This is a genomic window from Streptomyces sp. WM6378, assembly GCF_001279695.1.
Taxonomy (GTDB): domain Bacteria; phylum Actinomycetota; class Actinomycetes; order Streptomycetales; family Streptomycetaceae; genus Streptomyces.
Genome location: NZ_LGDD01000051.1, coordinates 1 through 11,221 on the forward strand (window position 1 = coordinate 1; position 11,221 = coordinate 11,221).

General features: G+C 64.6%; 7 protein-coding genes, 1 tRNA gene and 4 pseudogenes. 9 read left to right on the top strand and 3 right to left on the bottom strand.

What is annotated here, in order from left to right; genetic code table 11:
• From ADK54_RS07715 to ilvC, 3 genes are all read left to right on the top strand, one after another.
• Nucleotides 1-391: thiamine pyrophosphate-dependent enzyme (locus ADK54_RS07715; protein ID WP_234391953.1), on the top strand; the 391-nt coding region annotated here is incomplete at its 5' end.
• 20 nt (nt 392-411) lie between these two features.
• On the top strand, nt 412-936 hold the full coding sequence (gene ilvN, locus ADK54_RS07720; RefSeq protein WP_053724793.1) for an acetolactate synthase small subunit: 525 nt from the start codon (nt 412-414) through the stop codon (nt 934-936).
• 141 nt (nt 937-1,077) lie between these two features.
• Nucleotides 1,078-1,923: a ketol-acid reductoisomerase gene (ilvC, locus tag ADK54_RS07725; protein WP_420717273.1), complete on the top strand. Its 846-nt coding sequence runs from the start codon at nt 1,078-1,080 to the stop codon at nt 1,921-1,923.
• Nucleotides 1,924-1,949: 26 nt separating this feature from the next.
• Here ilvC and ADK54_RS44695 read toward each other — a convergent pair.
• Both ADK54_RS44695 and ADK54_RS48725 read right to left on the bottom strand, forming a co-directional pair.
• Nucleotides 1,950-2,107, bottom strand: a pseudogene (locus tag ADK54_RS44695) (IS5/IS1182 family transposase); the annotation flags it as partial.
• A gap of 387 nt (nt 2,108-2,494) precedes the next feature.
• A pseudogene (locus tag ADK54_RS48725) lies at nt 2,495-3,592 on the bottom strand (IS256 family transposase); the annotation flags it as partial.
• Nucleotides 3,593-4,151: 559 nt separating this feature from the next.
• Between ADK54_RS48725 and ADK54_RS07735 the strand changes: the two are divergent.
• The 6 genes and pseudogenes from ADK54_RS07735 (at nt 4,152) to serS (ending at nt 9,602) form a co-directional block, all read left to right on the top strand.
• Nucleotides 4,152-5,300: an ISAs1 family transposase gene (locus ADK54_RS07735; protein WP_234391954.1), complete on the top strand. Its 1,149-nt coding sequence runs from the start codon at nt 4,152-4,154 to the stop codon at nt 5,298-5,300.
• A 278-nt stretch (nt 5,301-5,578) separates the two neighbouring features.
• Nucleotides 5,579-5,667 (top strand): annotated as a pseudogene (locus ADK54_RS45735).
• 36 nt (nt 5,668-5,703) lie between these two features.
• Nucleotides 5,704-5,792, top strand: a tRNA-Asp gene (locus ADK54_RS45740).
• Between the two features lie 30 nt (nt 5,793-5,822).
• Complete coding sequence (locus tag ADK54_RS43040) at nt 5,823-6,803, top strand: diacylglycerol/lipid kinase family protein (protein ID WP_234391955.1); 981 nt, start codon at nt 5,823-5,825, stop codon at nt 6,801-6,803.
• Between the two features lie 6 nt (nt 6,804-6,809).
• Nucleotides 6,810-8,309, top strand: a complete 1,500-nt coding sequence (locus tag ADK54_RS07745; RefSeq protein ID WP_234391956.1) for an MmgE/PrpD family protein — start codon at nt 6,810-6,812, stop codon at nt 8,307-8,309.
• A gap of 9 nt (nt 8,310-8,318) precedes the next feature.
• Complete coding sequence (serS, locus tag ADK54_RS07750) at nt 8,319-9,602, top strand: serine--tRNA ligase (protein ID WP_053724790.1); 1,284 nt, start codon at nt 8,319-8,321, stop codon at nt 9,600-9,602.
• A gap of 639 nt (nt 9,603-10,241) precedes the next feature.
• Here the strand turns inward: serS and ADK54_RS44700 are convergent.
• Nucleotides 10,242-11,055: pseudogene (locus tag ADK54_RS44700) on the bottom strand (IS5 family transposase); the annotation flags it as partial.
• Between the last annotated feature and the right edge of the window lie 166 nt (nt 11,056-11,221).

The window sequence follows — 11,221 nt, forward strand, 5'->3', positions numbered from 1 at the left end:
GATCAAGGTCGCCATCATCAACAACGGCGCCCTCGGCATGGTCCGCCAGTGGCAGACGCTGTTCTACAACCAGCGCTACTCCAACACGGTCCTGCACTCCGGCCCGGAGGACGGCATCGCCGAGGAGGGCCGGCCCAGCGGCGGCACCCGCGTTCCCGACTTCGTCAAGCTGTCGGAGGCGATGGGCTGTTACGCGATCCGCTGCGAGCGCCCCGAGGACCTGGACAAGGCGATCCAGGAGGCCAACTCGATCAACGACCGCCCGGTCGTGATCGACTTCATCGTTCACGAGGACGCCCAGGTGTGGCCGATGGTCGCCGCCGGGACCTCCAACGACGAGGTCATGGCCGCCCGCGGAGTCCGCCCCGACTTCGGCGACGGTGACGAATGATGCTTGGTGACTCTGCCACGCTGCCCGAGCACACGCTGTCGGTCCTGGTGGAGAACACCCCAGGTGCCCTCGCCCGTATCACAGCCCTTTTCTCGCGCCGTGGCTTCAACATCGACTCGGTCACCGAAGGTAGCACCGAGTACACGGAGTTCTCCCGGCTCACTCTCGTCGTGCAGGCGGCGGACGACGCGCTGGAACAGGTCGCCAAACAGGTTGCCAAGCTGGTCAACGTCGTCAAAGTGGTCGAGCTTTCCCCCCACGCTTCCATCCGGCGCGAACTGATGCTGGTGAAGGTGCGTGCCGACAACGAAACGCGCTCCCAGATCGTCGAGATCGTCCAGCTGTTCCGCGCCAAGACCGTCGACGTCTCGCCAGACGCCGTGACCATCGAGGCCACGGGGCCGAGTGACAAAATCGAGGCGATGCTCAGGATGCTGGAACCCTTCAGCATCAAGGAACTGGTGCGGTCCGGCACTATCGCCATTGCACGCGGCCGGAACTCCGCGAGCGATCACCTGAGACGACGCACCGACATCGCTGTTTGACCCCGGGCTGAACGTGATCCTTCCTCCGATACGAAAGAGGCTGCGAAGTGGCCGAGCTGTTCTACGACGACGATGCCGACCTGTCCATCATCCAGGGCCGCAAGGTCGCGGTGATCGGTTACGGCAGCCAGGGCCACGCCCATGCNNNNGGCCGAGGAGCAGGGCCTGCGTGTGGTGACGCCGTCCGAGGCGGCGGCCGAGGCCGACGTCATCATGATCCTGGTCCCGGACCCGATCCAGGCCCAGGTCTACGAGGAGTCCATCAAGGACAACCTGAAGGACGGCGACGCGCTGTTCTTCGGCCACGGCCTGAACATCCGCTTCGGCTTCATCAAGCCCCCGGCCGACGTGACCGTCGCGATGGTCGCCCCGAAGGGCCCGGGCCACCTGGTGCGCCGTCAGTACGAGGAGGGCCGCGGCGTTCCGTGCATCGTGGCCGTCGAGCAGGACCCCCAGGGTAACGGCCTGGCGCTGGCCCTGTCGTACGCGAAGGGCATCGGCGGCACCCGGGCCGGCGTCATCAAGACGACGTTCACCGAGGAGACCGAGACCGACCTGTTCGGTGAGCAGGCCGTCCTCTGCGGTGGCACGGCCGCGCTGGTCAAGGCCGGTTTCGAGACGCTGACCGAGGCGGGCTACCAGCCGGAGATCGCGTACTTCGAGTGCCTCCACGAGCTGAAGCTGATCGTGGACCTCATGTACGAGGGCGGCCTGGAGAAGATGCGCTGGTCGATCTCGGAGACCGCCGAGTGGGGCGACTACGTCACCGGCCCCCGCATCATCACCGCCGACACCAAGGCCGAGATGAAGAAGGTCCTCGCCGAGATCCAGGACGGCACGTTCGCCAAGAACTGGATGGACGAGTACCACGGCGGTCTGAAGAAGTACAACGAGTACAAGACCCAGGACTCCGAGCACCTCCTGGAGACCACCGGCAAGGAGCTGCGCAAGCTCATGAGCTGGGTGCAGAACGACGAGGCCCGATGAGCGGTATAGCCGATGGCGGCCCGCTGTGCCCTGTCCTCAAGCGAAGAACTCCACGGCCTGCCCCTGCGGTTCGCGTCTGCTCCTTCGCGTCACAGCACGGTCACCAGCTTCCGGAACAGCCTCGGCCTGAGGCCGGTGAACGGGCCTATCAGGAAGGCTCCGACGCCGTGAGCACACCAGCCACGCCAAGATCAACGCACCGCGGTCAGACGGAGGTCCCCAGTCCATCTCTCGACAAAGACGGACGTTTTTGAGCAATCGTCAGTACCTGTGGATCAGCGGTTTCTCGGTTGCGAGAAGATCTGAGTCGGGTGTCGACAGCCTCGTAGTGCGGTCGGGTGGCCCGGGGGTGCGAATCCCCCGGGCCACCCGACCGCGTACGGAGGCCGCCGCCAGCCCGGTGAGTCCTTCGATCGCCCCCCAGGTCGGCCCGGAGAGTCGGCTCAGCGGCGATCGGTGATGTGATGAGGAGAAGGACCGTCACGTCGGGGTAGTCGTCGTCTTGGCCGTCGTCTCCGGGAATGGCGTTCGACTGGAAGTGGAGGCGGGTCGTGTCGGCGAGGACAGCGAGGAAGTAGCTGCCGAGAAGGACCAGTGGCACCAGGTGGGCTCGGTGATCGCCCGCCAGCGGGTCTAGGCCGACTCGACCAGCTTAAGACACCATGGCATGGCGATGGCGGCAGAGGGCTGCTGGCGCCGCGGGTGCCCCTGGTGCAGAGCTTGACTGTGGAGAGCGTCGACTCAATGGTTCGTGGTCCGCAGGTTGCCCCAGTGCTCTGGCGGGAGTCGTAGAGCGCCAGCAGCACCTCCTGGACGTCGGCGATCTTCGCGACGGCCTTGGGCCCTTCGACACCGTAGGTCTTCGCGACCGCCTCGACCACCTTCTCGGCATGCGCGCGGTCCTCGGCGTTGTAGATCTCTTGCATCGCCTTCGTAGCACCCGGCTGAGCGGACTTCGGAAGAGAGTTCGTGACACTTCTGGCCTCGTCAACCCAGCACCGCTGGTGCCGGGAAGCCGGGAACACCTCGGCGAGCGCCCGCCACATTCCCATCGCGCCGTCGCCAATCACCAGTTCGGGGTCACTCATGCCGCGGCGCCGACAGTCGCGCAGCAGGTCCGCCCAGGATCCGGTGGTCTCCCGCAGCCTCTCCGCGAGCGCGATCAGTTCCTTGGTCCCGTCGACGCGGACGCAGAGCAGGACCAGGACACGCGAGTGCGCCTGCCCGAGCCGAACCCTGGGGTGAACCCCGTCGGCCCACACGTAGACGAAGTCGCGGTCGGACAGATCCTAGGCCTGGAGGCGACGTGGTCCTCGCCCCCACTGCTTCGTCAGTCGGGTCACCGTCCGTGCGGACGCCCCGCCGTGCCGCCCAGGAAGCGCTCCAGTGCGGGCACGAAGTCCCCGGATGACGAGCCGTGCAGGCAGAGCAGCGGCAGGACCTCGCTGACCTTCGGTGACTTGCGGCACTACGGCGGCGGAATCTTCGAGGAGAACTGCTTCCGCTCACCGGTGGCCTCGTCGACATGCCAGTCGTTCACTCGCGGCGCGATGACCTTGACGGGTCCGGCCGCGGTGACCACGGTGCGGGGCCGATGGTGGCCTTTGCGAACCACCAACTGGCGCCCACGCTCGTCGGTCTCGGCCGCCAACTCGGCTATGCGGTGGTTCCACCGCCCCGTCGCCCACCGCCTTGGCCGCCTCGCCGGCACTGTCCGCGGCTGGCTTCGCCGCGCGAGGGCCCTCACTGACCTCTAGCATCGCCGTGTCATGAATTTCGCGTACCACGTCGACGTGGACACGGGCCTGTTCCCGCCCGCCCCACCCCGCTCGTCGAGGCCCTCAACGCCCTGGGCGAAGCAGCGCGCGTTACTCGGGCCCGACGGCCCGCCTGGGGCACCGTCAACATGCTCACTGAGGTCAGTGCTCACTCACCGTTGAACACCCCGCGGCAGCAAGCACACGAGAGCGACACCGTGAGGACAGCTGGTTACCTGACCGAGCGTACGAAGGCTCGGCCTTCGTGGTCACCGTGAATGACGCGGCCGTGGTCAATCCTGCGTGTCTGGCAACACGCTGGTGCCGGAGCAGGGCTAATTCATAGTCCCGGCGGGCCAGTAAACCCACAGGTCACAGCATCATGACGGTCCATCACAACACCCGCCCCACACGCATCGAAGCTCCGACGATCAAGGGGACCTCCAAGTCGCCCGAACCGTCGGAGCTTCGATGTGCCGCCAGTCTGCCACGCCCTGCCTGACCAAGTCGCCCACCCCGGACCAGCGTTCGCTGTCCCAGCTGACCGCACGGCTGACGGCTCTTCCCGACCCCCGCGGCCGCCGCGGCAGGCGCCACCACTTGGTCAGCATCCTGCTCACTGCCTGCGCGGCTGTCCTGGCGGGTTCGAAGTCCTACGCCGCGATCGGCCAGTGGGCCCGGTCCGCTCCGCAGCACACCCTGGCCCGCCTCGGCACCCGCACCACCACCATCTTCAACCTCCGTATCCCGCCGTCCACCGCCACCCTCCGCCGGGTGATCATCGCGGTGTGCCCCGGTGGACTGGCCGACCTTCTTGGCGCCACCCCGGCCGGCACCGCCGCGGTGGCCGTCGACGGCAAGACCGCCCGCGGCTCGCGCACCGAGACCGCCGACGCCGTCCACCTGCTCTCCGCGCTGACCAGCGACGGCCAGGTGATCTCCCAACTACCCGTGCCGGACAAGACCACCGAGGTCACGGCCTTCGCCGCACTGCTGTCCCCCTTCGACCTGACCGGCACCGTCGTCACCGCCGACGCCTTGCACACCACCCGCGAACAGGCCCGCCACATCGTCACCGACAAGCAGGCGCACTACTTCCTGGTGGTCAAGGCCAACCAGCCCACCCTCCACGCGGTGTTGAGGAATCTGCCGTGGAGCAGGTGCCGCGAGGTGGCCTACGACCGCACCTGCGGCCACGGACGCCGCGAGACCCGCTCAGCCCGTGCGCTGACCATCACCGACCTCGACCTCGGCTTCCCCTTCGCGGTGCAGGCGGTGAAGATCCTGCGACACCGCACCGGACGCAAGACCGGCAGGACCACCCGGCAGACCATCTACGCGATCACCGACCTCGACTCCCGCCAGGCCCGCCCAGCGGCACTGGGAAAGATCGCTCGGTCCCAGTGGGGCATCGAGGCCGTCCATCACGTCCGGGACGTGACGTTCAGCGAGGACGCCTCGAAAGTCCGCACCGGGCACGGGCCGGCGAACATGGCCACCTTCCGGAACCTGGCGATCAACACCCTGCGGACGGCGGGTTACACGAACGTCGCCGCCGGGCTCCGGGAGACCTCCTACGAGCCGTTCACTCGGCCACTCGACCTGTTGAAACTCCCGTGACCTGCAAAGACGTCCCGACCACAGGACTTTGAATCAGCCCTGGGTGCCGGAGGGGCCATGGGAGGTCTTCCGGGAGCTGTCCTGCCGTCACACCGCAGAAAATGCACTGAATATTCCTGCACTCCGTTTGATGCATCCAGGATTCCAAACTCGCAGCTTGGGAACTGGCCTGACCTCAATAATTTCAAACGTCAGAAAGACGTCAGGTGTATGTCAGAGACGTAGGGCAGAGTATTCATCAACAGCGCGACAGCGATCCAAATCGCAAGAACGCTAGAGGAGAGGTGCCCGTAGTGGCCTATCGGGGGCCGAGCGTCATGCTTGGTCGGGTCTTTGGCCTTCGCAGGTTCGAATCCTGCCCTCTCCGCGCAGTGTCCGTCGGCCTTTGTGGGTGGGCGGTTTGGGAGAGGTGCCCGTAGTGGCCTATCGGGGATCGAGCGTCATGCTTGGTCGGGTCTTTGGCCTTCGCAGGTTCGAATCCTGCCCTCTCCGCGCAACGTCAAATCTCCTTCATTTTCTCTTGTGGATCGCGGTGACCTCTTGGGTATCAATGATCTTTCGCACGCTCGAAAATGTCGCGTAGCTATCATTGCAAACCCTGCGGCGGGCTCCACTACGCGTGCACATGTTGCCTCGATGGAGTCCTTGTGTGCAAATCTCTCTGGGCAAGTCGACGTCTTTTGGACAGAACGCAAAGGGCACGCAGCCGAATATCTCGGCGATCTGTTGAGAGAAGGAGCAGAACACAACGGCGTCCCTGATGTTCTAATCTCTGTCGGTGGAGACGGGACCTTAAGGGAGGTTGCGGAAGGCATCTTCCACGGCGCACATCAGCCGTCTTTGATCGTCATGCCGGGCGGAACAGGTAATTCTAATTACCGTGCCCTGTGGGGTGATATACCGTGGCAGGATGCCTTGCGGGCTTCACTTACTGGTGCTGGCGGCGAACTGCGAAGAATAGACCTCGTCCGCATCGACACTCCGGAACGACTTGTCATGCTCGGCGTCAGCACGGGGCTCTTCGCGGCAGCGACGGCTGAATCCCGTTCAATATCCGTAGCTGGGCGTGAACGATATCAAGAAGCTATATCAAGGGTCTTAAAGGTATACGAGCCATATATGGGGCGGGTGCTGGTTGACGGGACAGTCATTCACTCAGGGGCCACCACGCTGGTGAACGTAGGTGGCGGGCGTCATCGTGCTGGCGTCTACAACGTGCTGCCTCGCTCCCTTCCGGATGACGGGCTCCTGGACGTGTGCGTTCTGGACCCCGCTCTGCCCGCACAAACCGCGTTGAAGCTGATGCGAAACGGCGACCATCTGGGACACGCTGGGGTCACCTATGCCCGCGGCACCCAGGTGACGCTGGAACGAACCGATGGAAACCCCCTGCACTTCGAAAGCGATGGGGAAGTCGTGGTGAGTGAGCGATCCAGCATCACTGTGAGGATCCTTCCCGGCGCAGTCCCGGTGTTCGCGAACGACCAGCGGCCGGGTGGGTGACTGGAAGTGGACGCAACGTCTGGAACTGGCAAATCCGGCGGCGGGCAACTGGCATCACTCGCCAACTGGGCAAGTTCCCTCCATCTCTCCGATGTTCCGACACGTGTTCAGGACTTTGCGGCGAGCCACATCCTGTCCCAGCTGGCCGCCATACGCTCCGGCCTTGGCCAAGAAGGCGGCAAGCGGCTCATCCAGGCACTCGGGCGACCATGGCAGGACGACGTGGCGCAGTCAGCCCGCGTGCTGTCTGCGGCCGGTGCATGGTTGAACCTGGATGACACTGCGTATGCAGGGCATTTGGGCCCTTCAACTGTGGGGGTCCCACTGGCTTATGCCCACCATCTCGGGCTATCCGGCTCTGAACTTCTGCACGCGGTCATTCTTGCCAATGAATGCGCGGCTCGAGTAACTGCGGCGGCAACTCTTGGCCCGTTTCGCGGCCAGACAGCCCTGCATACTCACGTGGTGGGAGCCGCCGCTGCTCGGCTTGCCTGTGAGCGTGCGTGTGCTGAGGTTTGGACTGATTCGCTAGCCCTCGCATTGAGCGCACCGCCGTGGACCTTGATGCGCGGCTTTGTCACCACAGATGCCCGGCTGCTGCACGTGCCTGTGGGGGTACGCATGGGACTGGACGCATGTGACGCTGCGCATGGAGGACTCCACGGTGCGGCGGACGTCCTGGAGCACGAGGACGGCTTTCTCCGCCAGTTCGCAGACGTGCCGCTGCCGGAAGTCATAACCCGCGGACTGGGGCAGCGTTGGCATACGGAGACCCTATCCTTCAAACTCCACCCCGGTGGCCCGGGCATCGACGCAGCAATCGACTGCGCGGTCGATCTCCACAACCGCATGGGGACATGGAATGTGGACGATGTTGAAGAGGTCCTCGTCGAGGGCTCGCTGTACACGATGTATGCGGCACGGAAGGCCGAGCCCTATCTCGACGGCCCTAGGACGCCGATCGGCGCACTCGTCCTGACCACTCCCTACCCCGTTGCCACTGCACTACTTACGGGCCACCTGTCTATCCACGATTTCACTGCTCCCGCTGTCGGGGAGACACACCGGTGGGACCTGGCCGAGAAGGTAAGGCTCGTCCACGACCGGGAGATGACCCGCACGCTGATGCGCGGCGATGCCCCCTTCGGCGAGGCACTACGCCAGGCTGGCGATCGATCCCATGCCTGGCTACGTCACTTCGGTGGTCAGGACTTGGTCGATCTGACCGGGACTGTCGGGGCGCCCTTGGACGACTTCACCGAGTCCGCCAAACCCACACCTGCCCGGGTGAGCGTGAGGCTGAAGGGCGGCAGATTCCACACCCAGCAGCACTCGATTCCCCGCGGTGGCATCGGACCTGCCCTTCGGAGCAACCACCAGAAGTTGGTCGCCGAGAAGTTCCTCGAGGCCGGCGGGCCAGACACGGTCGTCACGGCCTGGCCGGACCTCGTCGACATGAGCCCCAGTCAACTGGGCCGGCTGATCGAAAGCGCCCTCGCCGACTAAGGAGAAACCGTGCACGACCCTCAGGAGCTGCTGCGTCCGGGCGCCCAGGCTGAACGACGACTGAGTAGGCGCCGCTACGCCCTTGATACGGAGACTTTGACGAAGCTTGTCCGCCGACGTGCAGAGGCCATCGCGCACCGAGAGGCATTGAGGCAAAAACTCAACTCGGTTACTCGAAAACTCGCAGCTCAACGCGGTGGCAGGGAACAGGACGACCTCGCTATGGCGAAAGAGCTGAAGAGCCAGATACACCCGGCAGATGAGGCACAGCGAGTTGCTGAGAACGAGCTCAAGACCTTTCTGCTGGCGGTGCCCAACATTCCCTCGGATGAGTCGCCCGACGGTGGGGCAGAGGATCCGCCGGTTGAGATCCGTCGATGGGGACAGCAACCAAACTTCGACTTCGAGCCGCGCGACCACGTCGACCTGGCCACTTCGGCTGGCATCCTCGACCTTTCCAGAGCCAGCAAACTGTCCGGATCGCGTTTCGCGGTACTCCGTGGCGCAGGTGCAGTCCTAGAGCGTGCGTTGGCCTCATTCCTCCTCGATCTGCACACTAAGGAACACCAATACGTCGAGCACAGCGTTCCGCATCTGGTCACACCCGAGACGATGCAAGGCACGGGGCAGCTACCCAAGTTCGCTGAGGATCTGTTTGCCACCCAGCTGGCAGACCGCACCTTGTACCTGGTTCCGACGGCAGAGGTCCCGCTCGTAAATCTCTACAGCGATGAGACCCTGGCAAGGGACAGCCTCCCGTTGAGTCTCACGGCACATACCGCGTGCTTCCGATCAGAAGCCGGCTCCTATGGACGTGACACCCGTGGGGTGATCCGCCTTCATCAGTTCTCCAAGGTAGAGCTGGTGCGGCTGTGCCTGTTGGAGGACGTGGGTGCGCAGTTCAACCTTCTGCTGGCTCACGCCGAGGAGTGTCTCCAGCGGCTCGGGCTTCACTACCGCGTTGTCGACCTTCGCGCCGCTGATCTTGGGTTCGCGGCTCGACGTACCTATGACCTTGAGGTCTGGCTACCGAGTCAGCAGTGCTTTCGTGAGATCTCCTCGGTGTCAGAGTGCGGAGACTTCCAGGGACGCCGAGCCAGTATCCGGGCCAAGCGTGGCGCTACAAAGGAGTATGTCGCCACACTGAATGGTTCGGGGCTCCCTATCGGCCGGACCGTAGTGGCTCTCCTTGAGCAGAACCAGCGCAGCGACGGGTCGATCAACGTTCCCCCGGCTCTCGTGCCATACACGGGATTTCACACGATCCAGCCTGACGGGAGCACCTTCGGATAGGACCCGGAGAGTGAGCTGGTAGGCAGACCACGACGATGCCCAGGCGCTGCGTGACGACCTGGCCGGGGGCGTGGGGATGCTCTCCGGTGTACCTGATGTTGTGAGGGTGAAGCGGTCCATGCCGCGGCCACTGGACTCGGCCTCGGACTCGATCGAGGTACGGGCATCAGGGCGCCATGGCCAGGGTGTTGAAGCCGGCGACGCTGTAGGTGTGGACTGGGACAGCAACAGGTCGTCCTTGTTGGTGAGCGAGTCCCAGAAGTACACGATCCGCATCTTCGTGGTGTAGAGGTTGGCTTCGACGTTGGTAGGTGGGGTCTGGCACACGTGTGCCAGACCCCACTCTCATGAACAAAGCCAATTCCCGCATGCACACGATGGGCGACGGATCGGCTGTCCGTCTCGTACTGCCAGTGCTACCTCCAAGGCTATGAGTTCCTTTGGATAACAGGGGATGGCTCTGACGTTGGCATCCGGCCACGTCGAATTGGTCGTAGCTGGCGCCGACGGGCATTCGATGACGGTCTGCGGTCGCCCCATGTCGCAGTCGACCCGCAGGTGATCGGCAGTGGGGCCGCTTCTGGGCATCACCTGCTGCTCTTCAACCCGCCGGGTCCAAGTGACTAAGACCGTGTCCTGCGTGGTGAGGCGGACGAGGCGTTTGTAGCAGCAGAGGGCGGCGGCGAGTCCGAGGAAGGCCAGGTAGTTGCGGGGATGGCGCTCGTAGCGAGGGATGAGTCGGCGGTAGCCGGATAGCCACGACATCGTGCGTTCGATCACCCACCTCCGGCGCCCTAATCGCTCGCTCGATTCAATGCCTTTGCGGGCGATGCGCACTCCGATCCGCTTGCCGTGCAGCCATTTCCGCAGGTCGGCACGGTCGTAAGCTTTGTCGGCGTGGAGGCGCTGGGGCTTGAAGTACCGGCCGCGGTGGGGGTCGTGTCTCGTTTGGTGACCCTCGATCATGGGCTTCAGCCCTTCGCTGTCGTGGGTGGTGCCGGCCGAGAGCCGACGAGAAGCGGCAGTCCGTTCGCATCCGACAGGACGTGCATCTTGGAGCCGGGCTTGCCTCGGTCCACGGGGCTCGGACCTGTGTCTTCGCCCCCTTTTTAGCCCTGACGTGGGCGGTGTCGAGGACGATGCGGGTGACGTCGATGAGTCCGGCGTCGTCGAGGCGGCGCAGGGCCGCTTCGTGCAGGCGGCCCCAGACGCCGGCTCTGGACCAGATCATGAACCGGCGGTGGGCGGTCGACTTCGATATGCCGAAGCAGGGCGGCAGTTGGCGCCAGGCGCAGCCGCTGACCAGGACGTAGATGATGGCCGCGAACAGCGTCTCATCAGGCGTGTCCTGCGTTCCGCCACTCTGCGGCCGCACCTTCGAAGGTGGGATCAGCGGCTCCGCGATCTCCCACAGCCCGTCCGGAACAATCCAACTCCACGTACCCCGCCCCATGAACAGACCAACGTCCGCCTCGCCACATAGGACACGGTCTTAGTGGCCAGGTGCTGTCGGTGTACAAGGCGGATTCAACCGGTCGTTGCAACACCTCGTCCTCGGAGGTGTTGATGGGCAGGCCAGCAGGGTGGATGGCGGCGTTGACCGGGCGTTCGCCGATGAA

Coding starts and splice junctions, on each gene's coding strand:
- ADK54_RS07735 (WP_234391954.1), top strand. CDS start 4,152: ATGTGCCGCCAGTCTGCCACGCCCTGCCTGACCAAGTCGCCCACCCCG.